This is a genomic window from Mesorhizobium sp. STM 4661 (assembly GCF_000359125.1).
Classification (GTDB): domain Bacteria; phylum Pseudomonadota; class Alphaproteobacteria; order Rhizobiales; family Rhizobiaceae; genus Mesorhizobium.
Genome location: NZ_CAAF010000051.1, coordinates 1 through 21,689, shown reverse-complemented (window position 1 = coordinate 21,689; position 21,689 = coordinate 1). Strand labels below are relative to the sequence as shown.

General features: G+C 62.0%; 28 protein-coding genes. 17 read left to right on the top strand and 11 right to left on the bottom strand.

What is annotated here, in order from left to right:
* The first annotated feature begins 141 nt into the window (after positions 1-141).
* Positions 142-690 (top strand): alpha/beta hydrolase, encoded by a 549-nt coding sequence (locus MESS4_RS16460; protein WP_081609761.1) that lies wholly within the window; start codon positions 142-144, stop codon positions 688-690.
* Here the strand turns inward: MESS4_RS16460 and MESS4_RS16455 are convergent.
* Entirely contained in the window at positions 687-1,460 is a 774-nt protein-coding gene (locus MESS4_RS16455; RefSeq protein ID WP_006332909.1) for an HpcH/HpaI aldolase/citrate lyase family protein, read from the bottom strand. The two genes, MESS4_RS16460 and MESS4_RS16455, sit on opposite strands and share 4 nt — an antisense overlap.
* A 218-nt stretch (positions 1,461-1,678) precedes the next feature.
* Positions 1,679-1,999: a DUF1476 domain-containing protein gene (locus MESS4_RS16450; protein WP_006332907.1), complete on the bottom strand. Its 321-nt coding sequence runs from the start codon at positions 1,997-1,999 to the stop codon at positions 1,679-1,681.
* 275 nt (positions 2,000-2,274) lie between these two features.
* On the opposite strand from MESS4_RS16450, the gene purC reads away from it, so the two are divergent.
* From purC to MESS4_RS16410, 8 genes are all read left to right on the top strand, one after another.
* The gene (purC, locus tag MESS4_RS16445) at positions 2,275-3,069 is read left to right on the top strand and encodes a phosphoribosylaminoimidazolesuccinocarboxamide synthase (protein WP_006332905.1); all 795 of its coding nucleotides are present in this window, start codon (positions 2,275-2,277) and stop codon (positions 3,067-3,069) included.
* Positions 3,070-3,109: 40 nt separating this feature from the next.
* On the top strand, positions 3,110-3,352 hold the full coding sequence (gene purS / locus MESS4_RS16440) for a phosphoribosylformylglycinamidine synthase subunit PurS (RefSeq protein ID WP_006332903.1): 243 nt from the start codon (positions 3,110-3,112) through the stop codon (positions 3,350-3,352).
* 19 nt (positions 3,353-3,371) lie between these two features.
* Entirely contained in the window at positions 3,372-3,626 is a 255-nt protein-coding gene (locus tag MESS4_RS16435; RefSeq protein ID WP_006332901.1) for a hypothetical protein, read from the top strand.
* Positions 3,623-4,291 (top strand): phosphoribosylformylglycinamidine synthase subunit PurQ, encoded by a 669-nt coding sequence (gene purQ / locus MESS4_RS16430; RefSeq protein WP_006332899.1) that lies wholly within the window; start codon positions 3,623-3,625, stop codon positions 4,289-4,291. Before MESS4_RS16435 ends, purQ begins: the two co-directional genes overlap by 4 nt.
* Positions 4,292-4,329: 38 nt before the next feature.
* Positions 4,330-4,737 (top strand): hypothetical protein, encoded by a 408-nt coding sequence (locus MESS4_RS16425; RefSeq protein WP_006332897.1) that lies wholly within the window; start codon positions 4,330-4,332, stop codon positions 4,735-4,737.
* 4 nt (positions 4,738-4,741) lie between these two features.
* Positions 4,742-5,389, top strand: coding sequence for a Pr6Pr family membrane protein (locus tag MESS4_RS16420; protein ID WP_006332896.1), 648 nt, complete (start codon positions 4,742-4,744; stop codon positions 5,387-5,389).
* 161 nt (positions 5,390-5,550) lie between these two features.
* Positions 5,551-5,772: a type II toxin-antitoxin system RelE/ParE family toxin gene (locus tag MESS4_RS16415; protein WP_348259952.1), complete on the top strand. Its 222-nt coding sequence runs from the start codon at positions 5,551-5,553 to the stop codon at positions 5,770-5,772.
* A gap of 9 nt (positions 5,773-5,781) precedes the next feature.
* Positions 5,782-6,135 carry a helix-turn-helix transcriptional regulator gene (locus MESS4_RS16410; protein ID WP_006332894.1) on the top strand — a complete coding sequence of 118 codons (354 nt, stop codon included), beginning with the start codon at positions 5,782-5,784 and terminating at the stop codon, positions 6,133-6,135.
* Between the two features lie 112 nt (positions 6,136-6,247).
* Here MESS4_RS16410 and MESS4_RS16405 read toward each other — a convergent pair whose 3' ends face one another.
* Positions 6,248-6,493 (bottom strand): DUF1127 domain-containing protein, encoded by a 246-nt coding sequence (locus MESS4_RS16405; RefSeq protein WP_036241464.1) that lies wholly within the window; start codon positions 6,491-6,493, stop codon positions 6,248-6,250.
* A gap of 93 nt (positions 6,494-6,586) precedes the next feature.
* Between MESS4_RS16405 and MESS4_RS16400 the strand changes: the two genes are divergently transcribed.
* The 4 genes from MESS4_RS16400 to MESS4_RS16385 all read left to right on the top strand — a co-directional run bounded on the left by MESS4_RS16400 (position 6,587) and on the right by MESS4_RS16385 (position 11,365).
* A complete protein-coding gene (locus MESS4_RS16400) occupies positions 6,587-8,005 on the top strand; it encodes a PLP-dependent aminotransferase family protein (RefSeq protein ID WP_006332888.1) in 1,419 nt (472 codons plus the stop codon).
* 151 nt (positions 8,006-8,156) lie between these two features.
* Complete coding sequence (gene purL, locus MESS4_RS16395) at positions 8,157-10,388, top strand: phosphoribosylformylglycinamidine synthase subunit PurL (protein ID WP_006332887.1); 2,232 nt, start codon at positions 8,157-8,159, stop codon at positions 10,386-10,388.
* A complete protein-coding gene (locus MESS4_RS16390) occupies positions 10,385-10,909 on the top strand; it encodes a hypothetical protein (RefSeq protein ID WP_006332886.1) in 525 nt (174 codons plus the stop codon). Before purL ends, MESS4_RS16390 begins: the two co-directional genes overlap by 4 nt.
* A 222-nt stretch (positions 10,910-11,131) precedes the next feature.
* Positions 11,132-11,365, top strand: a complete 234-nt coding sequence (locus MESS4_RS16385) for a BolA family transcriptional regulator (protein ID WP_006332885.1) — start codon at positions 11,132-11,134, stop codon at positions 11,363-11,365.
* A 51-nt stretch (positions 11,366-11,416) separates the two neighbouring features.
* Here MESS4_RS16385 and MESS4_RS16380 read toward each other — a convergent pair whose 3' ends face one another.
* Complete coding sequence (locus tag MESS4_RS16380; protein ID WP_244441147.1) at positions 11,417-12,223, bottom strand: phosphodiester glycosidase family protein; 807 nt, start codon at positions 12,221-12,223, stop codon at positions 11,417-11,419.
* Positions 12,224-12,404: 181 nt separating this feature from the next.
* Between MESS4_RS16380 and grxD the strand changes: the two genes are divergently transcribed.
* Both grxD and MESS4_RS16370 read left to right on the top strand, forming a co-directional pair.
* Complete coding sequence (grxD, locus tag MESS4_RS16375) at positions 12,405-12,740, top strand: Grx4 family monothiol glutaredoxin (protein WP_006332883.1); 336 nt, start codon at positions 12,405-12,407, stop codon at positions 12,738-12,740.
* A 189-nt stretch (positions 12,741-12,929) separates the two neighbouring features.
* The gene (locus MESS4_RS16370) at positions 12,930-14,129 is read left to right on the top strand and encodes a multidrug effflux MFS transporter (RefSeq protein WP_036241471.1); all 1,200 of its coding nucleotides are present in this window, start codon (positions 12,930-12,932) and stop codon (positions 14,127-14,129) included.
* 19 nt (positions 14,130-14,148) lie between these two features.
* Here MESS4_RS16370 and MESS4_RS34565 read toward each other — a convergent pair whose 3' ends face one another.
* The 7 genes from MESS4_RS34565 to MESS4_RS16335 all read right to left on the bottom strand — a co-directional run bounded on the left by MESS4_RS34565 (position 14,149) and on the right by MESS4_RS16335 (position 19,494).
* Positions 14,149-14,382, bottom strand: coding sequence for a hypothetical protein (locus MESS4_RS34565; RefSeq protein WP_244441146.1), 234 nt, complete (start codon positions 14,380-14,382; stop codon positions 14,149-14,151).
* A gap of 196 nt (positions 14,383-14,578) precedes the next feature.
* Entirely contained in the window at positions 14,579-15,406 is an 828-nt protein-coding gene (locus tag MESS4_RS16360; protein ID WP_006332869.1) for an inositol monophosphatase family protein, read from the bottom strand.
* On the bottom strand, positions 15,396-16,283 hold the full coding sequence (gene ttcA, locus MESS4_RS16355) for a tRNA 2-thiocytidine(32) synthetase TtcA (protein ID WP_006332868.1): 888 nt from the start codon (positions 16,281-16,283) through the stop codon (positions 15,396-15,398). Before ttcA ends, MESS4_RS16360 begins: the two co-directional genes overlap by 11 nt.
* 103 nt (positions 16,284-16,386) lie before the next feature.
* The gene (gene rpsD, locus MESS4_RS16350; RefSeq protein WP_006332867.1) at positions 16,387-17,004 is read right to left on the bottom strand and encodes a 30S ribosomal protein S4; all 618 of its coding nucleotides are present in this window, start codon (positions 17,002-17,004) and stop codon (positions 16,387-16,389) included.
* 437 nt (positions 17,005-17,441) lie between these two features.
* Positions 17,442-17,627 (bottom strand): DUF3008 family protein, encoded by a 186-nt coding sequence (locus MESS4_RS16345; protein ID WP_006332865.1) that lies wholly within the window; start codon positions 17,625-17,627, stop codon positions 17,442-17,444.
* Between the two features lie 153 nt (positions 17,628-17,780).
* Positions 17,781-18,581 (bottom strand): glutamate racemase, encoded by an 801-nt coding sequence (gene murI, locus MESS4_RS16340; protein WP_006332864.1) that lies wholly within the window; start codon positions 18,579-18,581, stop codon positions 17,781-17,783.
* A complete protein-coding gene (locus MESS4_RS16335) occupies positions 18,574-19,494 on the bottom strand; it encodes an RNA methyltransferase (protein WP_006332863.1) in 921 nt (306 codons plus the stop codon). The genes murI and MESS4_RS16335 overlap by 8 nt, the downstream gene beginning before the upstream one ends.
* 208 nt (positions 19,495-19,702) lie before the next feature.
* Here MESS4_RS16335 and MESS4_RS16330 point away from each other — a divergent pair, with 208 nt between their 5' ends.
* On the top strand, positions 19,703-20,914 hold the full coding sequence (locus tag MESS4_RS16330) for an NADP-dependent isocitrate dehydrogenase (RefSeq protein ID WP_006332862.1): 1,212 nt from the start codon (positions 19,703-19,705) through the stop codon (positions 20,912-20,914).
* Between the two features lie 12 nt (positions 20,915-20,926).
* Complete coding sequence (locus tag MESS4_RS16325; RefSeq protein ID WP_006332860.1) at positions 20,927-21,553, top strand: glutathione S-transferase family protein; 627 nt, start codon at positions 20,927-20,929, stop codon at positions 21,551-21,553.
* Positions 21,554-21,689: the final 136 nt, after the last annotated feature.

Sequence of the window (21,689 nt, the reverse complement as noted above, 5' to 3'; positions counted from 1 at the left end):
GAAGCGAACAAGGTGTTCACTATTGTGATCAGTCGCGCCGAACAGCTTTGGCTTGGCGCATGATCTTACCCAAAAACCGGTTCCCACTTTTTGGGATCATGCGCGGTTGCATGCCGCGTTGCCGCTCGCTACATGCGCGCCATGAAAGTCAGGGATGCAGATATTCTCATCGTGCCGGGCTACACCAATTCCGGCCCGGACCATTGGCAAAGCCGCTGGCAAGCGAAATTGTCGACCGCACGCCGCGTCGAGCAGGCGGAATGGTCGAAGCCGGTGCGCGACGACTGGACGGCGAGCGTGGCGAAGGCGGTCAACGAGGCCGAGCGGCCGGTCGTCATCGTGGCGCATTCGCTCGGCGTCGCGACGGCTGTCCAGGCCATGCCGCGGTTCCAGCGTCCGGTGGCCGGGGCCTTCTTCGTGGCGCCGCCCGACGTCGCCAACCCCAGGATAAAGCCGAAGCACCTGATGACCTTCGGCCCCTACCCGCGTGAGCCGCTGGCCTTCCCTTCGGTGGTGATCGCCAGCCGCAACGACCCGTTCTGCGCCTTCGGCGTTGCCGAAGACATTGCCGGCGCCTGGGGCTCGCTGTTCATCGACGCCGGCGATGCCGGCCATCTCAACGCGGATTCCGGATTTGGCCCGTGGCCTGAAGGCTCGATGACATTCGCCAAGTTCCTGACGGACCTTTAGGACCCGATCGAATCCCTGACATTCTTCAGCAGGGTTTTTGCCCCGAGCGAAATGAGCGAATGCTCGGAGCCCATGGCCAGCAGCCGGTAGCCCATGGCCACCACACGGCCGGCAATGGCCGGTTCCATGACGTAGATGGCCGCATGCTTGCCGGCCTTGCGAGTGCGTTCGGCGATCGAGGCGACGGTTTCCATCATGCTTTCCAGCGTCGAATTGACGGTGGTGCCTTTCGACCAGGCAATCGAGAAATCCGACGGGCCGAGGAAGATGCCGTCGATGCCCGGCGTGTCGAGGATGCCGTCGAGCGCGTCGAGCGCGGCGCGTGTCTCGACCATGGCGAAGGCCATGGTGCGCTGGTTGCTGTCGCGCAGCCAGTCGGCATGATCGCCCTTGCCGTGGCGCGGAAAGGCGTAGGTCGGCCCCCAGGAGCGCTCGCCGAGCGGCGGGTATTTCATGGCGGCCGCGAACAGTCTGGCGTCCGCAACCGAATTCACCATCGGCGCAATCACCGCCTCGGCGCCGAAATCGAGCGCGCGGCTGGCCATGTCGAAACGGCCGACGGGAATGCGCACCAGCGCCGGCTTGCCGGCGGCCTGGACCGGCGCGATGCCGCGCAGCACGCTATCCTCATTATGCCCGCCATGCTGCATGTCGAGCGTGACGGCATCGAAGCCCTGTTTGGCCAGGATTTCGACCGTGAGGGCATCCGGCACGCCGGACCACGCGGTGCACAGCGTTTCATCCGCCGCCAGGCGTGACTTCAGGGACATTGGCGCTTTCCTTGTTGGATAAAGGCCTCCTTTGGATAAGGCCCCGGAACAGGCTCTGGCGCAGTTTCAGCCGGAAACGACGGCAAAGGCAAAGAAAAACCGCCCGGATGGGCCGGGCGGTCGATTGGTCCAGAAGACGCTGTTTTCTTTGAGCATGATCTTCTCCGAAAACCGGTCTCCACTTTTCGCTACGCGGTCCTTCGGTTCGGGATCATGCTCTAGGTGTTCTTGATCTGCTCGATGGCCTGCGCCATCAGTTCGTCCATGGTGCGGCGGATCTGATGGTCCGACTGCTCGACGCCCGCCTCATCGAAATCCTTGCGGATCTTGCGGAAAACGTCGTGATCGCCGGCTTCCTCGATGTCGGCGACGACCACCTGCTTGGCGTAGGCCTCGGCATCGGCGCCAGATTTGCCCAGTTTTTCCGCGGCCCACATGCCGAGCGCCCTGTTGCGGCGAGCCGAGGCCTTGAACCGAAGCTCCTCGTCGAATGCGAATTTGCGCTCGAAGCCCTCTTCGCGGTCTTTCATGCTGCTCATGGCATCCCTCCGATGAAATCCGATTCGTTGACGGTGAATATGTGTGCTGGGCGAGCACAAATCAAAAGGCCGCGGGTCGGTCAATATGCTAGATCGCTTGCTGCACTGCGGCATTTCAGTCCCGAAAGCGGTGATTGAAAGGATTTGCCGATTGAGCAAACACCGTGATTGAGATAGACACCGGCATTGAACCCTGCCCGTCGCCTCACTAATTTAGGTTGACGGACAGGAACTGGTCGCTTGCCGCCTGCCCGGAAATCCAGAGAAAAAATCAGATGAAAAATCGCCGCCGCATTTATGAAGGCAAGGCCAAGATCCTCTATGAAGGACCTGAGCCGGGTACACTGATCCAGTTCTTCAAGGACGACGCCACCGCCTTCAACAAGAAGAAACACGAAGTCGTCGATGGCAAGGGCGTGCTCAACAACCGCATTTCCGAGCATATCTTCAACCATCTCAACCGGATGGGCATTCCGACCCACTTCATCCGCCGGCTCAACATGCGCGAGCAGTTGATCAAGGAAGTCGAGATCATCCCGCTCGAAGTGGTCGTGCGCAATGTCGCCGCCGGCTCGCTGGCCAAGCGCCTCGGCATCGAGGAAGGCACGGTGCTGCCTCGTTCGATCATCGAATTCTATTACAAGGCCGACGCGCTCGACGATCCGATGGTGTCGGAAGAGCACATCACCGCTTTCGGCTGGGCAAGCCCGCAGGAGATCGACGACGTCATGGCGCTGGCCATCCGCGTCAACGATTTTCTGTCCGGCCTGTTCATGGGCGTCGGCATCCAGCTCGTCGACTTCAAGATCGAGTGCGGCCGCCTGTTCGAGGGCGACATGATGCGCATCGTCGTCGCCGACGAGATTTCGCCCGATTCCTGCCGGCTGTGGGATGTCGCGACGCAGGACAAGCTCGACAAGGACCGCTTCCGCCGCGACATGGGCGGGTTGGTCGAAGCTTATCAGGAAGTCGCCCGCCGGCTTGGCATCATGAACGAGAACGAGCCACCGCGCCCGGCCGGGCCGGTACTCGTCGCGTCCAGCGAGCCGCCGAAGGGCATGAAGCACTGATATTTCTTGCCGCTTATTTTAGAACAGGAGCATGTCCAGCGTGATCAAGGCCCGCGTTACCGTAACCCTCAAGAACGGCGTGCTCGACCCGCAAGGCAAGGCGATCGAACACGCGCTGTCCGGATTGGGTTTTGGCGGCGTCGGCCAGGTGCGCCAGGGCAAGGTCTTCGACGTCGAACTCGCCGAGACCGACAAGGCCAAGGCCGAGGCAGACTTGAAGGCGATGTGCGACAAGCTTCTGGCGAATACGGTGATTGAGAACTATAGTGTAGCCATAACCTGAGGTTGTACCGGAGGGGCAGATGGCGGAAGTCACGAATGAGCTGATGTTCGAGCTGTTGAAGCGCGTGCATCACGAAATCGGTGAACTTCGTCAGGATGTTTCCGAGACGAAACGGGAATTGAATGTGATGCGGGGTCACATGGTGGCAACGCAAAGCGATATTCATAACATCTATGGCATTCTTGCTCGGCAGGACGATCGCCTGGAGCGTATCGATCGCCGTTTAGACCTGCGCGAACTCGCCGAAGCCCAGAGGCCTTACGAACCGAAATGAAATCAGCAGTCGTCCTTCTCCCCGGCCTCAATCGCGACCGCGACATGATCGCGGCGCTGACCAAGATTTCCGGCAAGGCGCCGGCCACCGTCTGGCAGACCGATACCGAAATCCCCGATGTCGACCTGATCGCCATTCCGGGCGGCTTTTCCTTTGGCGACTATCTGCGCTGCGGGGCGATTGCCGCGCGCATGCCTGTCATGCGGGCGGTCGCCGAAAAGGCGGCCAAGGGCGTCATGGTGATCGGCGTCTGCAACGGGTTCCAGATCCTGGTCGAGGCCGGAATGCTGCCGGGGGCATTGATGCGCAACAGCTCGCTCAAATTCGTCTGCCGGGAAGTGAAACTGCAAATCGCCAACGCCAACACGATGTTCACCCGTCGTTACCAGCCCGGCCAGATCATCCGTTCGCCGGTGGCCCATCACGACGGCAATTATTTCGCCGACGCCGAGACGCTTGCCCGCCTCGAAGGTGAAGGCCAGGTGGTGTTCCGCTATGCCGAAGGCACCAACCCCAACGGCTCGATCAACGACATTGCCGGCATCATCAACAGCCAGGGCAACGTGCTGGGCCTGATGCCGCATCCCGAGAACCTGATCGAAGCGGCCCATGGCGGCAATGACGGCCGGGCCTTGTTCGAAGGCGCCCTCGGCATCGCCGCCTGATATCTTCCTTTCCAACCTGAGACGGAAGCCGCTTGACCATGAGACAGACGATCGCCTGCCTCGCTCTCATCGCAACCGGTTTTGTGCTTGCGTCCTGCCAGTCGAGCCCGGAGAGCGCACCGGTCCCCTCGGGCAAGAGCGCCTCGTTGCTGGCCATGGAGCAAGTCGCTATCGCCGCTCATAAATGCTGGATCGCCAGCAAGGATCCGGCCTTCAAGTCCTACCAGATGGCCAACGAACTGAATTCCTTCAGCGGCACGCCGCGCTTCCTGCTGGTGCCGGCCAAGCATTATGGCGGCAAGCCGCTGCTGGTGGTGCAGGCGCAAGGCAATTCCAGCCGCGTCGATGTATTCGGTCCGCTGATGGCCGAGCCGCTTGGCGCGCGCATCGGCTCGGACATTGCCCGCTGGCGGGCGGGCAACCCGTCCTGCGCCGCGGCCGTATAGGGCTATGGGCCGGTTCCTGCAGATATCAGGTCTGGTCATTGGCCTTGCCGGGCTTGTCCTGCAAATCTGCATCACCGTGCCGACCTCGATGGAGGCGGGCCGCAGTTTCCTCGGCTCGCTCATCTTCTATTTCAGCTTCTTCACCATCCTGACCAATATCGGCGCGGTGCTCGTCCACACCGCCCTGCTGTCATCCACTGGCTATGCCTGGTTCCCGGCTTTTGCCGGGCCACGGGTGCGGGCAGGCGTGGCGGTGGCGATCACGCTGGTCTTCATCATCTATGCAACTGTTCTGGCGCAGCTTTGGCAGCCGCAAGGGCTGTTTTTGGTCTGCGATGTGCTGCTGCATTATGTGACGCCGGTGCTGTTCGTGCTGTGGTGGCTTGTCGCCGGCGCCGACGGCACCACAAGGTGGCGCGACATCTCCTGGTGGATGGTCTATCCCATCGCCTATCTGATCTATGTACTCGCGCGGGCACCGGTCGCCGGCGAGGTGCCCTACCCTTTCCTCGATGTCGCCAAGAACGGCGCGGCCAGCGTCGCCATTTCGGCGCTGGCCGTAACCGGGCTTTTTCTCGTGCTGTGCGTCATCGCCGTGCTTGCGGATCGCGGGATTTCACGGATCAGGGGTTCGGGCGCTCGTCCGCAGTGATCCAAACCGTTCGCGAGGATTGCTCGAACAGATCGCAGCACGGCAATCTTTTCAGTCTACCTTTTCAGTCTACGTGTTCGCTATAAGCTAATTAACTTGCAAAAAAGTTCGCAATTTGCTATTGGCTGCACATGAGGCAGATCGCCTACAGAAAATCGGCCTTGAAGACTCTGCGCCGGATGCCTTCGAACGAAGCCACCCGGATCATCTCGAAGGTCGAGCAATATGCGAATGACCCAAACAGCCTCGCCAACAATGTCAAAGCGCTGGCTGGCTCGCCCTATATCCGCCTTCGGGTAGCCGATTGGCGCGTCATCATGGACGATCTCGGCAATGTCCTTGAAGTCCTCAAAATCGACCCACGCGGTGGCATCTACGATTAGGAGAACATCATGCAGAAGATCACTACTCCCAAGGGCGAGACCCTCGTTATCCTTCCTCTCGATGACTATGAGCGCCTTGTTGACGGCAATGATATCGCCGGAGCGCAGAGGGTGAAGAGCGACATAGCCGCCGGACGTGATGAACTGGTTCCCGCCAGCATCGTCAATCGCATCATCTCGGGCGAGAACGCAGTGAAGGTTTGGCGAATGCATCGGGGTCTGTCCGCGCGCGATCTCGCTGCAGCAACCGAACTAAGCGCGCCATATATTTCCGAGATCGAAAGCGGCAAGAAGGAGGGTAGCATTTCGGCGATGAAGAAAATCGCGACAGCTCTCAATGTCGATCTCGACGATCTCGTTTAGCCCGCCGCCGCCCCAATACACAGTCTCATAGCGTCCGTACCCAGAATATCAAAAGACACCCTGACGTCAGAGTGCCTTTTCGAGCGAGAGAGCGTGACCCATGAGTGCGCTTTCAATCCCAGAAGGGCCTGAGACCTTCGCGATGGGCGTCGCAACGGGAAATGCCGATATCCTTGAGCTGATCGTCGGTCATCTCCAGCAGGACCAGCCGGCTGCGCCGGCGCTCCAGCAGGCTACCGATCCAGATCGCGAGCGACCTGACCACGCGCACAAGGCGACCGACATAGGTTCGCTGGCTTGATGGAAGTGCCCGGAGCGATTCAGTCCTCGCGTAACGGATTGTCTCAATTGTACTCATTTTATTTCTGCCAATATTTGCAATTGCAGCCTTTTTGCCGCGCAATTCATATGTATTGACTCCTAATTCGGTGCAATATAGAAAATTGTCACCATGACAAATTGGCTCCCAGATTTGAATGCCGGTTCCGGCCCTCTCTATCAGCGTCTTGCTGACAGCATTGAGTCAGATATCGACAAGGGCGTCATCGGGGCCGGCGCGAAGCTGCCACCGCAGCGGGATCTGGCCTATGATATCGGCGCGACCGTCGGCACGGTCGGCCGGGCCTATCAATTGCTGCGCGAGCGCGGCCTGGTGAGCGGCGAGGTCGGGCGCGGCACCTATGTGCTCGGCCAGCGCGCCGATGGCGAAAACCCGGACTTCCTGGCTCCGGACGTCGGTGGCGAAGGCACACGCACTATCGATGCGCCGCGCGGCGAGCTGCGTTTCGATAGCATGGCGGCGCCCGACATCGGCCAGGGCGCTGATGTAGCCGATGTCCTGTCGCGCGTGGCGCAGGACCATCCACATGAGATTTCAAGCTACACGCGGGATTTTCCCGACCGCTGGTACGCGGCCGGCGCCCGCTGGCTGTCACGCAATTCCTTCCACCCAAATGCCGACGCCGTTGTCCCGACGCTCGGCACCCATGCCGCGGTGATGGCAGCGATCGCCGCCCTGACCACCCCTGGCGACTATGTCGCGTTCGAGCACCTCACCTATTCACAGATTTCGCGCAGCGCCGGCCTGATCGGCCGGCGGACGGCCTTGGTGGCATCGGACGATGAAGGCATCGATCCCCAGGATTTCGAGCGCGTCTGCGCGCAAAAGCATCCCAGGATGATCTTCCTGATGCCGACGGCGCAGAATCCGACGCTGGTAACCTTGTCGGCGGCGCGCCGCGAAGCGATCGCGCGCGTCGCACGCGAATACAATGTCGTTCTCATCGAGGACGATCTCTATGGCCACCTCACCGATGATCCGACGCAATTGCTGGCCGAGTATGCCCCTGAACGCACCATTGTCGCCGGCGGCCTGTCGAAGTCGGTCGCGGCTGGTGTGCGCGGCGGCTGGCTCTCCTGCCCGCCTGCCTATCGCCACCGCATCCGTGTCGCCCACAAGATGATGACCGGCGGCATGCCCTTCCTGCTGGCGGAGGTGAATGCCCGGCTGGTGCTTTCCGGTCAGGCCGGCGATATCCGCAAGCGCAGCATCGCCGAAATCAGCGCCCGCATCGCGATCGTGCGCGAGACTTTGGCCGGCTTCGCGTTCAAGTCGCACGACAAGGTGCCCTTTGTCTGGCTGACTTTGCCCGACCCGTGGCTTTCCGGCACCTTCAAGAATGCTTGCCTCGAGCACGGCGTGCTGATCAATGACGAGGACCAGTTCAAGGCCGGTCGCTCCGAGCAGGTGTTCCACGGGATCCGCTTCGGCGTTTCGCAGCCTGGGCAGCGCAGGAATATCGCGGATGGCGTCGAGGTGATCCGACGGCTTCTCGACGAAGGCCGCGCCGGCTACGACAGTTTTTCCTGAGTTCGACCCTGCGGTTCGGCAAGTCAGGCAAGCATAGGCGGCGCCCTGTGGTTTTCCGGCGTTTTTCGCCAATCGATGGGGTGTAACAGCGCCAAGCTTGCGATAAGAGGGGACTCAAAATCCCCGCTCCCACGGATACAAATCGCCGCCCATGACCATTTCCAATTCCGTGCCGATCACTCCAGAACTCATTGCCGCGCACGGGCTGAAGCCCGATGAATACCAGCGCATCCTCGACCTGGTCGGGCGCGAGCCAAGCTTCACCGAACTCGGCATCTTCTCGGCGATGTGGAATGAGCACTGCTCTTACAAATCCTCGAAAAAGTGGTTGCGCACGCTGCCCACCACCGGACCGCATGTCATCCAGGGGCCGGGCGAGAATGCCGGCGTGGTCGACATCGGCGACGGCGACTGCGTCGTCTTCAAGATGGAGAGCCACAACCACCCCTCCTTCATCGAACCCTATCAAGGAGCTGCGACCGGCGTCGGCGGCATATTGCGCGATGTCTTCACCATGGGCGCGCGGCCGATCGCGGCGATGAACGCGCTGCGCTTCGGCGCGCCCGACCATCCGAAGACCAGGCATCTCGTTGCCGGCGTCGTTTCCGGTGTTGGCGGCTACGGCAACTCGTTCGGCGTGCCGACGGTCGGCGGCGAGGTCAATTTCGATGCCCGCTACAATGGCAACATCCTGGTCAACGCCTTTGCGGCGGGTCTTGCCAAGACCGACGCGATCTTCCTGTCGGAGGCCAAGGGAGTCGGCCTGCCGGTCGTCTATCTCGGCGCCAAGACCGGCCGCGATGGTGTCGGCGGCGCCACCATGGCCTCGGCCGAATTCGACGACAAGATCGACGAGAAGCGCCCGACCGTGCAGGTCGGCGACCCCTTCACCGAGAAATGCCTGCTGGAAGCCTGCCTCGAACTGATGGCCTCCGGCGCCGTCATCGCCATCCAGGACATGGGTGCGGCCGGCCTCACCTGCTCGGCGGTCGAAATGGGCGCCAAGGGCGACCTCGGCATCGAGCTCGACCTCGACAAGGTGCCGGTGCGCGAGGAGCGCATGAGCGCCTATGAGATGATGCTGTCGGAGAGCCAGGAGCGCATGCTGATGGTGCTGCGCCCCGAAAAGGAAAAGGAAGCCGAGGCGATCTTCCACAAATGGGGCCTCGACTTCGCCATCGTCGGCAAGACCACCGACGATCTGCGCTTTCGCGTGCTGCACCAGGGCGACGAAGTCGCCGATCTGCCGATCAAGGATCTTGGCGACAAGGCGCCGGAATATGACCGCCCGTGGGTCGAGCCGAAGAAGCCGGCGCCGCTGGCTGCCAACGATGCGCCCCAGGCCGACGTTGCGGACGCCCTGCTGAAATTGCTTGGCGGGCCGGACCTGTCCTCGCGCCGCTGGGTGTGGGAGCAGTATGACACGCTGATCCAGGGTAATTCGCTGCAGCTTCCGGGCGGCGACGCCGGCGTTGTGCGCGTCGAGGGCCATCCGACCAAGGCGCTCGCCTTCTCCTCCGACGTGACGCCGCGCTATTGCGAGGCCGACCCTTATGAAGGTGGCAAGCAGGCGGTGGCCGAATGCTGGCGCAATCTTACCGCCACCGGCGCCTTGCCGCTGGCGGCCACCGACAACCTCAATTTCGGCAACCCCGAACGGCCGGAGATCATGGGCCAATTGGTCGGGGCCGTAAAAGGCATCGGCGACGCCTGCCGCGCGCTCGGCTTTCCGATCGTTTCGGGCAACGTCTCGCTCTACAACGAGACCAACGGGCGCGGCATCCTGCCGACGCCGACCATTGGCGGCGTCGGGCTGATCGCCGACTGGTCGAAGATGGTGCGGATCGGCTTTGCCGCCGAAGGCCAGATGATCCTGCTGGTCGGCGCGCCGCCGATGTGGGGAACGCATCTTGGCCAGTCCGTCTATTTCAGAGACATCCACAGCCGCAGCGACGGCCCGCCGCCGCCGGTCGACCTCGACCATGAAAAGCGCGTCGGCGACCATGTGCGCGCGCTGATCGACTCCGGCGTGGTGACCGCGGCGCACGACGTTTCCGATGGCGGCATCGCGGTGGCGCTGGCCGAGATGGCGATGGCATCCGGCATCGGCGCAACCATTCCCGGCCTGGTCGGAACCGATCCGATCCCGGTCTGGTTCGGCGAAGACCAGGGCCGCTATCTCCTGACGCTGTCGATCGATCCGCAGAGCGAGCAATGGGACGCCATTCGCGAACAGCAAGGCAAGCTCGGCATCTTTGCGCCGTGGATCGGCTCGACGGGAGGGAGCGAATTGAAACTTGGCGAGGCGCGTGCGATCCCGGTCAGCGAATTGACCGCCGCCCATGAATCCTGGTTTCCCCGCTTCATGGATCAAGCCATTTGACGAGGCTGGCCGCCAGGGCATTGCTTGCAGTCGTTTTCTGGCCGGCGCTGTTCTTCTTCTGGTTCCTCGGACCGTTCGTCTTTTTCCTGCTGTCGACGACCTCAAGCGAGGTTTGTCCCCGGCTTGAAACCCGTGCGGAGTTCCTGGCCGCAGCCAACGGCACGATCCCTATGTTGGCCCTCCAGAGCCTTATCTATGCGATTCCCATCCTGTGCCTGCTCCTCTGGGGCCGGCTTTCGCCGGAACCGGCGCGGGCACGCCAAATCGTCACCTGCGTCAAGCTGTTTGGCGCGGCCATCGTTACGGGAGCGTTGTGGGAATATGGCTCTTCGCTGGTCTGCGACGGCTACGGCCAGCCGTTCTTCTCGCCGCTCTGGCAGATGACGAACTACCTCCCGATCGTCAGCCTGGTGATCAACGTTCCGCTTTATGTGCTGGCTTTCAGCCTTGGCCGTGCCTTCTCGACACGCGAGGATGATCCCGCGGATGATGCGGCCCATCCGGACCAGGATGTCGTGTGAGCCGCCAATCGCCCTGGCACTACAGCGCCGCGCGTCCGTTTGGACGCGCAAAGGACGCTGTAGCATTTTGATTTGCGCATGATCCTTTCCGGAAATCGATTCCGATTTTCGGGGTCATGCGCTAGACGGAACCGCTTCAATACCGACCGGAAAGGCTTTAGGCTCATCCGAGTCACATCGCAGGGGGCGGCACCGCTGCCCCGCCCGAAACAGGAATTTGCCATGGCAATGGACGCTCACGATATCGAGAAACTCATCAGGGAAGGCATTCCGGACGCCAAGGTGACGATTCGCGACCTGGCCGGCGACGGCGACCACTATGCGGCCGAAGTGGTGGCTGAAAGCTTTCGCGGCAAGAGCCGCGTCCAGCAGCACCAGATGGTCTATGACGCGCTGAAGGGTAATATGGGCGGCGTGCTGCATGCGCTCGCCTTGCAGACCAGTGTGCCGGAATAGACCCTCGCAGCACCGGCAAGTGGGCGAAGGCCCCCCAAAAATTATCCACAGTTACTGAGTTGTAGGCTTCTTCGCCGACACGGCGATGATCGGCCCGGCGGGGTATTTGCCGCCGACGATCATCCTGTCGCCATTCGACAGCGCCGAGACCACACCGTCGAAGAAGAGCGCGTTGGGACAGTGCAACGCGTCGCGAAACAGCCGGGCGAAGCTGCCGAGGCTGACCTCGGAGCGTGAGATCGCCAGCACGACCGTGTCGCCATCGCGGACGCCGACGCCGTTGCGGATGTAGCGTGAGACGCCGTTCTCCTTGAAGCGGGGATGAAACCGGCCGTCGATCACCAACATCGGGCCCGACTGCGTGGCGAATGCCACCTCCGGCCTTGCGGCGATATAGGCGTTGGTCTCCACGACCGCCGCCTTGCCATCCTTGCGGACCAGGAACACGCCGTTCGGTTTCAGGAAGAAATTGCCTTCGCCGTCGGCAAGGTTGAGCGGCGCCTCTACATGCCCGTTTTCGACGAGAAGCCCGACCGGCGCCAAGTCCTCGTGATACATGCCGGCGTTCATGGCAAGCATGACCGGCCTGCCCTCGCCCGCCATCGCCTTGTCGAATTTTTCCAGCGAACCGAAGGCCTTGCCGTCCGCGCCGGCGTGGAAGACGCCGATGTCATAGCTGCGAAGATCGATCTCGCAGACGACATAGGGAACCGCCTCGAAGTTGAGGTCCCTGCATGGCGCGGGCAGTTCGCCGCCAGCGACGACCGGCGGAGGCGCCGACGGCCTGAACCACCAGATCAGGGCCAGCGCGAGCGCGAGAGCGCCAATCAGGATTGCCGCGATATGCCGCCTTTTCATCATTTCCCGGGAAAGCAGTGACTGCTTACTCTTGGCCCAACATCAGGTTTTGGCCCAACATCAGGCCATCCTTTGCGCCATTTGCAAGGCGATGCGGCAAACGTCTTGTTTCGAGCAACCTATGGGTTTATTTGAAGAGTATGCTTCGAGCCTGCCTCCCACAGGCGTGAAAGGATTCTCCATGAGCGGTATCAACGACTATATCGACAACGAAGTTAAGGGCAACGACGTCGTTCTCTTCATGAAGGGTACGCCCGGTTTCCCGCAATGCGGATTTTCCGGCCAGGTCGTCCAGATCCTCGACTATATCGGCGCCGACTACAAAGGCGTGAACGTGCTGGACTCGGCGGAACTGCGCCAAGGCATCAAGGAATATTCCAACTGGCCGACGATCCCCCAGCTCTATGTCAAGGGCGAGTTCGTCGGCGGCTGCGACATCATCCGAGAGATGTTCCAGGCGGGCGAGTTGCAGACGTTCCTCGTCGAAAAGGGTGTGAGCGTCAAAGGCGCCGCCTGATTCCGGTTTTGTGCATGGCGGAGTCATGCGTCAAGGCACCGGGGCAGCCCCCGCCTCGGAAATTTTAGGTCCCGGACATCGGGAACAGATGAGCCTGTGCGCCGGCCCCGCCGGCGCATTTTGCTTTGAAAGATCGGACTTGCCGTGGATCAGCATGCACAAGCGCCGCAACAGGCAAGCACCTTGCCTATTCCGCGCTGGGAATTCATCGCGCTGTGCGCAGCGCTGATGGCGTTGAACTCGCTGGCCATCGACATCATGCTGCCGGCGCTGCAGCAGATCGGCGCATCTCTCGGCGTGACCAATGAGAACCATCGCCAATATGTGATCGCCGCCTATATTCTCGGCTTCGGCGGCGGACAGCTTTTCTTCGGGCCGATCTCGGATCGGTTTGGGCGCCGCGCGCCGCTGGTCGTCGGGCTGGTGATCTATGTCGCGGCGGCGGCGGCGGCGGCCATCGCCCCGTCATTCGCTATTCTTCTTCTGTGCAGGCTGGTGCAAGGCATTGGCGCGGCCGCCACGCGCGTCATTGCCGTCTCGATCGTGCGCGACACGTTCGACGGCCGGCGCATGGCCGAGGTGATGTCGCTGATCTTCATGGTGTTCATGGCCATTCCAGTGGTGGCGCCGGGCATCGGCCAGTTCATCATGCTGTTTGCCTCCTGGCACTGGATCTTCATCACCATGGCGGCAGGGGCGCTGATCGTCTCGGCCTGGTCGCTGCTGCGGCTGCCGGAAACGCTGCGTCCCGAATATCGCCGGCCGCTGACGGTGTCATCCGTCCTGGGCGGTTTCCGCATCGTGCTGACCAATCGCATCGCGCTCTGCTACGCCTTTGCCAGCACCTTCATCTTCGCGGCCATGTTCGGCTTCATCGCCTCGGCACAGCAGATCTATGTCGACGTGTTCAAAGTCGGCGAGATGTTTCCCGTCATCTTTGCCGGGGTCGCGGCGGTGCTCGCCTTCTCCAATTATCTGAACTCGCGCCTCGTCGGCCGTATCGGCATGCGCCGCCTGTCGCAGAGCGCGCTGCTGCTGTTCCTGGTGATCAGCCTTGCCTGGCTGGTCGTGTCGCTGGAAATGAAGATGCCGCTCTGGCTCTTCATCACCTTCTTTGCCGGCGCCATGCTCCCTTTCGGCGCGCTGGGCGCCAATTTCAACGCGCTCGCCATGGAGCCGCTCGGGCAATTGGCCGGCACGGCGTCGTCCATCCTCGGCTTCATGCAGACGTTTCTCGGCGGCATTCTCGGTACGCTGATCGGCCAGGCCTTCAACGGCACGGTGACGCCGCTGGCCGCCGGTTTCTGCAGCGTCTCGGTCGCGGCGCTGCTGATGATCCTGATCGCCGAGCGCGGCAAGATGTTCCAGCCGCACAATCCGCCGGTTTGATGCATATGCCTGACGCGCTTTAGGATGCATCCCCACTCGCTGCTGTGAAGCGAGGGAACAGCGTACGCCCTGCGATTGCTCCACCCATGCTGTCCGAAACGGGCAGTGGCAGAGCCTTGTCGAGAGCGTCGAGGATGGAAGCCACGAAGGCCCGGTTGAGCGTGCCATCGTTCCCTAGATGGGAATAAGTGGCGCGAGGCTTGCCAATAAGTGTGCCGTTTCGGCGAATTGAGAACTGCAGCGTCAGGGTCATGCCCGCGCTTCCCCGCGGCGGCTCCCAACAGGCGAAGATCGCGGAGAACATCTCGTCTATGGTGTCGATGGGATCGGGACTGCGACATGCGCGTTCCTGCGATCTTGCCTCGCTGGGGCCGGCAACCAAGGCAAGGGCAAGGATCGTTGCAACAATTGTGGACCGAGGTTTCATTTCGGGATCTCCGGCCTTGAGCCTATTCCGCCCAGAGCTCGCGGCGCAGTTCGTGCCAGCTTTCCCTGTCAGGCGCGACAATGATGCCGCCGCCGAGATGTGACGGCAGATAGGCGCTGCCGTCGAAACGCGCCGTGTAGCCGCCAGCCTCGGCGTGGATCAGGACGCCAGCCAGATGGTCCCACGGCATCAGCTTGTTGTAGACGACGAAATGGCCGTGGCCGCTCGCGAGCAGACGGTATTCGTGGGCGGCGCAGCGGTAGTTGAACTGCGACAGGGTCTTGGTCTGGTTGCGCGCCAGCCGCGACCGTTCCGGTTCCGGCAGATATTGCCAGGACACTGCGCCGGTCATCTGCGACATCGCCACAGGCTCGGCGACCTGCACCTTCTCGATACTGCCATGCGCGTGACGGATATGGCTGCCAGCGCCTTTGGCGCCGATCAGCCAGTCCTGGCCGACGGGATCGTGGATGATGCCGGCGACGGTCTCGCCCTTGACCACGACGCCGAGCATGACGCCGAACAGCGGCACGCCCGAGGCGAAGTTGAAGGTGCCGTCGACCGGATCGATGACGAAGGCGAGATCGGCATCGCCCAAGCCCTCAAGCAGCTCCGGATTGTCGGAACACGCCTCCTCGCCGACGATCATCGCCTGGGGGTAACGCTCGCGTAGCCTGGCGGTGATAAGCCGCTCGGCGTTGACGTCGGCCTCCGTCACCAAATCGGCGGCCGAGGTCTTCTGGCGAATGTCGCCCTCGTTCAGCCGGCGAAAGCGCGGCATGATCTCGGCCTTGGCGGTGTCGGACAGAAGCTCGGCGAGCCAGTCGATCGCGGTATCGTCAAATGTCATCGGCTTGCCTTGTGGCGAGGGTGTCGTTGAGGGCGGTAAAATCAAAGAGTTTGCGGTCGAGCAGATGCGAGGGCCGCACATTGCTCATGGCGCGGATCATGATGTCCTTGCGGCCGGGCATGCGCTTTTCCAGATCGTCGAGCATCGCCTTCATGGCGTTGCGCTGCAGGCCTTCCTGGCTGCCGCAGAGATCGCAAGGGATGATCGGGAACTGCATGGCGCCGGCGAATTTCTCGAGGTCGGCCTCGGCGCAATAGGCGAGCGGCCTGAGCACCATGACGTCGCCCTCATCGTTGAGCAGCTTTGGCGGCATGGCGGCGAGCCGTCCGCCGTGGAACAGGTTCATGAAGAAGGTTTCGAGGATATCCTCGCGGTGGTGGCCGAGCACCAGGGCCGAACAGTCCTCCTCCCGCGCGATGCGGTAGAGATGGCCACGCCTCAGCCGCGAGCAGAGCGAACAATAGGTGCTGCCCTCGGGGAGCTTGTCGGTGACCACCGAATAGGTGTCCTGATATTCGATGCGGTGCGGGATGCCGTTTCTGTCGAGATAGTCGGGCAGGATGTGTTTGGGGAAATTCGGCTGGCCCTGGTCGAGATTGCAGGCCAGCAGTTCGACCGGCAGCAGGCCGCGCCATTTGAGATCGAGCAGCAAAGCAAGCAAGCCGTAGGAATCCTTGCCGCCGGACAGCGCCACCAGCCAGCGAGCGCCAGGTCTCGCCATCGCGAAATCGTCGATCGCCTGACGGGCGAGCCGCAGCAGCCGCTTGCGCAGCTTGTTGAATTCGACGGAAGACGGCACATCGGCGAACAGAGGATGAAAGCCGCCTTCGGCATCGGCAACCGGTTCAAGTGTTTCGGCGTCTGGCAGCATGTTCATGGCGCGGCGGCCTCTTTGTTGCCGCACGGATTAGCGGACGTGGCAGACAAAGAAAAGGCCGCCTCGATGGGCGGCCTTCGATGGTGTCGTAAAATGTGGTCGATCAGCGCGAATAGAATTCGACGACCAGGTTCGGTTCCATCTGCACTGCGAAGGGAACGTCCGCCAGGCCGGGGATGCGCGCGAAGGTGGCAACCATCTTGTTGTGATCGGCATCGATGTAATCAGGCACATCGCGTTCGGCAAGGCCCACCGATTCCAGAACGATGACCAGCTGCTTCGACTTCTCGCGCACTTCGACGACATCGCCCGGCTTGCAGCGGTACGAGCCGATGTTGACGCGCTTGCCGTTGACGTTGACGTGGCCGTGGTTGACGAACTGACGGGCGGCAAAGATGGTCGGCACGAACTTGGCGCGGTAGACGACCGCGTCGAGACGCGATTCGAGCAGGCCGATCAGGTTCTCCGAGGTGTCGCCCTTGCGGCGATCGGCCTCTTCATAGACCTTGCGGAACTGCTTTTCCGAAACGTCGCCATAGTGGCCCTTCAGCTTCTGCTTGGCGCGCAGCTGCAGGCCGAAATCGGAAAGCTTGCCCTTGCGGCGCTGGCCATGCTGGCCGGGGCCGTATTCACGCTTGTTGACCGGGGACTTCGGGCGGCCCCAGATGTTTTCGCCGAGACGGCGGTCGATCTTGTATTTCGCGGATTCGCGCTTGCTCATCGCATTCCCTTTCAAAACAACACACCCGGAACCTCATGGCCCGGGTGAAGGAAACGCGCCCTCCTCTGGCCTCCGTTTTCGAGACCTGACAGGGTTTTCCCACGCAACGCGGCGGAAAACCCACGGGACACGTCATTTCAACAAGATTTCGGGAAAGTATAGATCGGCTTCCCGAGAGTCTTGCGCATATAAAGAAACCACCGGGCATTGCGGCCCGGTGTTGGCGCGCTGATTAAACGGAGATTTAACCGGTGTCAAGCTTGTGACTGGCACTGCCAGGGCCAACCCGATAACGCTTTCGATGTTAGATGCGGTGCTGGTGGAGGTTATGCCAACGGCATCGCCGCATCGGCCCGAAAATTGGAATCGATTTTCGGAAAGCACGATGCGCAGATTCAAGGTGCTAGAGCGTACTTTGTGGTCCTGTGGCGCTGAGATCAACCTTTTTTCTTTTCCGGCAGCCCCTTGCGCTTGGTCTCGGCGAATTCCTCGAGCTGCTTTTCGCTCATGGATTCGTACATTCCCTTCGAGGCGCCCTTGAGTTCACTCTTCTTCGTCTCGCCACGCTTGGCGGACAGGGCCGCGCCGGCGGCCTTTTGCTGGGCTTTTGAGGTGGCTGGCATGATCGTTTCTCCCGTTTGCGATTGAGGGAAAACGCAACCGTCCGGGTGATGTTCCCAATGCATGTCGCCCAAAAGCATGCCCTCGGGCTAGACCCAGGGCTTGACCCGAGGGTGCGCAGCGGTTTTGGGACAACGACATGCATAAGAAAGGACTCAGGAAATCGCCAGCCCAAACCCCTGCATCAGGCGGCGCGTTGGGAAATCGGCCCGTTTCGAGGTGAAGACGGCTAGGTCGGCGCCTTCCGGCAGCATCTCGGCGCGACTGCTGGCTTCGGTACCGTCGAGAAGCGAGAGCGCGCGGCGCGCGATCGCCTCGGCGGGGTCGAGCCAGTCGACCGGCCAAGGTGCTGTCTTGCGCATGCGGTTGGCCAGGAAAGGATAATGGGTGCAGGCCAGCACGACGATGTCGGTCCTGAGCCCGTCACGTTCGACGAAGCACGGGGCGATCTCGGCGCGCACGGCCTCCTCGTCGACAAAGCCGTCGCGCATATAGATTTCGGCCAGCCCGGCCAGATTGTCGCTGCCGACCAGGCGGACATGACATTTCTGCGCCCATTTGCTGATCAGGTCGCGCGTGTACTGGCGCTTGACCGTGCCGGGCGTCGCCAACACCGAAACCAGTCTGGAGCGCGTGCGCTCGGCCGCCGGCTTGATCGCCGGCACCGTGCCGACAAAAGGATGGTCGGGAAATCTCTCGCGCAACGCATCGATGACCAGCGTCGAGGCGGTGTTGCAGGCGATGACCGAAATGGCCGGTGAAAACCGGTCGAGCAGTTTGGCGAACAGCTCCAATATATGCACCCTCAGCGCCGGTTCTTCCCATGCGCCGAAGGGGAAAGCCGCGTCGTCGGCGACATAGACGAAACGGCGATCGGGCATCAGCACGCGCGCCTCGCGCAGCACCGTCAGGCCGCCGATACCGGAATCGAACATCAGGATCGGGCGATCAGTCATTGTCGGTTCCCTTGCCACCTTGCGGTGGTATGTCGTCGTCCTTGCCGGCGGCCTTGTCGGCCGGACCGTCGATCCCGGCCTTACGAGCGCGCGCGGCCGCGGCCGGAATCCGCCTTGGGTCATCGCCCGGCGAGCCGTCGCCGCGCGGCATCGCCGGCGAGAACCTGTCGAGCGACGAGATGATGCCGCGCAGCACCTTGAGCTCCGGCTCGGCGAAGCCGGCGCGCGTCAGCGCCGCGCGCAGGTTGTCGACCATCTTCGGCTTCTTCGGCGCCGGACGGAAATAGCCGCGCGCCTCGAGCGCGCCCTCCAGATAGGCGAACAGGCCGTGCAACTGCTCCTTCGTCGCCGGCAGGATTTCGGGGCTGGAGAAATTGGTCTTGGTTTCGTCTTCCAGGCCGGACTTCATCCATTCATAAGACATCAGCAGGGCCGCCTGCGCGATGTTGAGCGAGGAGAAGGCCGGATCGACCGGAAAGGTGACGATCTCGTCGGCGAGACCGACCTCGTCATTATAGAGACCGAAGCGCTCGCGGCCGAACAGGATGCCGGTGAGCTGGCCGGCCATGTGACGTGCCCGCAGCGCCCTGCCCGCTTCGACCGGACCGCGCACCGGCTTGAAGCCGTCGCGCTCGCGCGCCGTGGTGGCGAAGACGAAGTTCAGATCGGCGACCGCCGAGGCCAGATCGTCGAAGACGGTGACGGCGTCGATGACATGGTCGGCGCGGCTTGCGGCAGCGCGCGCCTTTTCGCTCGGCCAGCCGTCGCGCGGATTGACGAGGCGCAGCTCGGCAAGGCCGAAATTCGCCATGGCGCGCGCGACCATGCCGATATTCTCGCCGAGCTGCGGCTCGACCAGGATGATCGCCGGGCCCTTGGCAAGAGGAATGTCGGGATCCTTGGTGGTGGGCATGGCTGTCAATGAACTGCTGTTTGCGGCATTTCAGCGTTCCCTGCCATATCCGGCCGCGAAAATGAAGCTTTCGCAAGGAGCGCCCAATGCCCGCTGGCGCGGATCGCCGTTTGCGCGGCCAAAAATGCTTTGATATACGGGCCGCATCCCCGGCCGAAAGCCATGCGGGCAAGGCCGTTCCGATCCCCAACAACGAGGCATTCTTTCCATGGCGAAGATCAAGGTGGCGAACCCGGTCGTCGAACTCGACGGCGACGAGATGACCCGCATCATCTGGCAGTTCATCAAGGACAAGCTGATCCACCCTTATCTCGACCTGAAGCTCGAATATTACGACCTCGGCGTCGAGCACCGCGACGCCACCGGCGACCAGGTGACCATCGATGCGGCCAACGCCATCAAGAAACACGGCGTCGGCGTGAAATGCGCGACGATAACGCCCGACGAACAGCGCGTCGAGGAATTCAAGCTGAAGAAGATGTGGAAGTCGCCGAACGGCACGATCCGCAACATCCTCGGCGGCACCATCTTCCGCGAACCGATCATCATGAAGAACGTGCCGCGGTTGGTGCCTGGCTGGACCAAGCCGATCATCGTCGGCCGCCACGCCTTCGGCGACCAGTATCGCGCCACCGATTTCCGCTTCCCCGGCAAGGGTAAGCTGACGATCAAGTTCGTCGGCGAGGACGGCAAGGTGATCGAGCATGACGTGTTCGACGCGCCGGCCGCCGGCGTTGCCATGGCCATGTACAATCTCGACGAGTCGATCCGCGAATTCGCCCGCGCCTCGCTGAACTATGGCCTGCTGCGCAACTATCCGGTCTATCTCTCGACCAAGAACACCATCCTCAAGGCCTATGACGGCCGCTTCAAGGACATCTTCCAGGAGGTCTACGAGCAAGAGTTCGAAGCCGAGTTCAAGGCGAAGAAAATCTGGTACGAGCACCGGCTGATCGACGACATGGTCGCCTCCAGCCTGAAATGGTCGGGCGGCTATGTCTGGGCCTGCAAGAACTATGACGGCGACGTGCAGTCCGACACGGTGGCGCAAGGCTTCGGCTCGCTCGGCCTGATGACGTCGGTGCTGATGACGCCGGACGGCAAGACGGTGGAGGCCGAGGCCGCGCACGGCACCGTCACCCGCCACTATCGCCAGCATCAGAAGGGCGAGGAAACCTCGACCAATTCGATTGCCTCGATCTTCGCCTGGACGCGCGGCCTCGCCCATCGCGCCAAGCTCGACGACAATGCCGAGCTGAAGCGCTTTGCCGAGACGCTGGAAAGGGTCTGCATCCAGACCGTCGAATCCGGCTTCATGACCAAGGATCTGTCGCTGCTGATCGGTCCCGACCAGCCATGGCTTTCGACCACCGGCTTCCTCGACAAGATCGACGAGAATCTGCAGAAGGCGATGGCCTGACGGCCAAACGAGATGAGCAAACCCGTCGTCTACGGGGCGGATTACAGCGTCTACGTGCGCATCGTCCGCCTCGTGCTCGAGGAAAAGGGCATCGACTATGAGCTTGTGCCGGTCGATGTTTTCGCGGCGGACGGCATTCCCGGCTGGTATTTCGACCATCACCCGTTCGGCCGCATCCCGGCCTTCGAGCATGACGGGTTTCGCCTTTTTGAGAGCAGCGCGATCGCGCGCTATGTCGACGAGGCGTTCGACGGACCGGCGCTGCTGCCGGCGGACGCTCGACCCCGCGCAACCATGAACCAGATCATCGGCATGCTCGACGCTTATGCGTATCGGGCGATGGTCTGGGACGTCGCCGTCGAGCGGCTGGAGAAAGAGCCGCCCGACGAGTCACTGATCGCTGGCGGCCTTGGCCAGGCGGCCACGGTGCTTCGCGTGCTCACCTCACTGAAAGCCGCCGGGCCGTGGCTGCTGGGCGATCAGCTGATGCTGGCCGACCTGCATGCCGCGCCGATCATCGGCTATTTCCTCAAGGTTGCCGAAGGGCGAAAGCTGCTGGCCGAATTTCCAGATATCCGGGATTGGTGGGACCGCATTGTCCAACGCCCGAGCTTTGCCCGTACCGAAAAGGCTGGTTGACAAATGTACGAAAGGCCGAGGGACAGCACCCCCCTCTGTCCTGCCGGACATCTCCCCCGCAAGGGGGGAGATCGGGTGTCACGATTGCTTTCGCCAATTTTCAACGTTGGAGGAAAGGCAGAGCAATGAAGCTGCC

Coding starts and splice junctions, on each gene's coding strand:
- MESS4_RS16335 (WP_006332863.1), bottom strand. CDS start 19,494: ATGCCCACCACCAAGGATCCCGACATTCCTCTTGCCAAGGGCCCGGCG.
- MESS4_RS16450 (WP_006332907.1), bottom strand. CDS start 1,999: ATGAGCAGCATGAAAGACCGCGAAGAGGGCTTCGAGCGCAAATTCGCA.
- MESS4_RS16405 (WP_036241464.1), bottom strand. CDS start 6,493: ATGAGTACAATTGAGACAATCCGTTACGCGAGGACTGAATCGCTCCGG.
- murI (WP_006332864.1), bottom strand. CDS start 18,581: ATGACTGATCGCCCGATCCTGATGTTCGATTCCGGTATCGGCGGCCTG.
- purQ (WP_006332899.1), top strand. CDS start 3,623: ATGAAATCAGCAGTCGTCCTTCTCCCCGGCCTCAATCGCGACCGCGAC.
- grxD (WP_006332883.1), top strand. CDS start 12,405: ATGAGCGGTATCAACGACTATATCGACAACGAAGTTAAGGGCAACGAC.
- purC (WP_006332905.1), top strand. CDS start 2,275: ATGAAAAATCGCCGCCGCATTTATGAAGGCAAGGCCAAGATCCTCTAT.
- MESS4_RS16455 (WP_006332909.1), bottom strand. CDS start 1,460: ATGTCCCTGAAGTCACGCCTGGCGGCGGATGAAACGCTGTGCACCGCG.
- MESS4_RS16360 (WP_006332869.1), bottom strand. CDS start 15,406: ATGACATTTGACGATACCGCGATCGACTGGCTCGCCGAGCTTCTGTCC.
- MESS4_RS16345 (WP_006332865.1), bottom strand. CDS start 17,627: ATGCCAGCCACCTCAAAAGCCCAGCAAAAGGCCGCCGGCGCGGCCCTG.
- MESS4_RS16410 (WP_006332894.1), top strand. CDS start 5,782: ATGCAGAAGATCACTACTCCCAAGGGCGAGACCCTCGTTATCCTTCCT.
- purL (WP_006332887.1), top strand. CDS start 8,157: ATGACCATTTCCAATTCCGTGCCGATCACTCCAGAACTCATTGCCGCG.
- rpsD (WP_006332867.1), bottom strand. CDS start 17,004: ATGAGCAAGCGCGAATCCGCGAAATACAAGATCGACCGCCGTCTCGGC.
- MESS4_RS16325 (WP_006332860.1), top strand. CDS start 20,927: ATGAGCAAACCCGTCGTCTACGGGGCGGATTACAGCGTCTACGTGCGC.
- MESS4_RS16460 (WP_081609761.1), top strand. CDS start 142: ATGAAAGTCAGGGATGCAGATATTCTCATCGTGCCGGGCTACACCAAT.
- ttcA (WP_006332868.1), bottom strand. CDS start 16,283: ATGAACATGCTGCCAGACGCCGAAACACTTGAACCGGTTGCCGATGCC.
- MESS4_RS16385 (WP_006332885.1), top strand. CDS start 11,132: ATGGCAATGGACGCTCACGATATCGAGAAACTCATCAGGGAAGGCATT.
- MESS4_RS16330 (WP_006332862.1), top strand. CDS start 19,703: ATGGCGAAGATCAAGGTGGCGAACCCGGTCGTCGAACTCGACGGCGAC.
- MESS4_RS16435 (WP_006332901.1), top strand. CDS start 3,372: ATGGCGGAAGTCACGAATGAGCTGATGTTCGAGCTGTTGAAGCGCGTG.
- MESS4_RS16425 (WP_006332897.1), top strand. CDS start 4,330: ATGAGACAGACGATCGCCTGCCTCGCTCTCATCGCAACCGGTTTTGTG.
- MESS4_RS16380 (WP_244441147.1), bottom strand. CDS start 12,223: ATGAAAAGGCGGCATATCGCGGCAATCCTGATTGGCGCTCTCGCGCTC.
- MESS4_RS16420 (WP_006332896.1), top strand. CDS start 4,742: ATGGGCCGGTTCCTGCAGATATCAGGTCTGGTCATTGGCCTTGCCGGG.
- MESS4_RS34565 (WP_244441146.1), bottom strand. CDS start 14,382: ATGACCCTGACGCTGCAGTTCTCAATTCGCCGAAACGGCACACTTATT.
- MESS4_RS16400 (WP_006332888.1), top strand. CDS start 6,587: ATGACAAATTGGCTCCCAGATTTGAATGCCGGTTCCGGCCCTCTCTAT.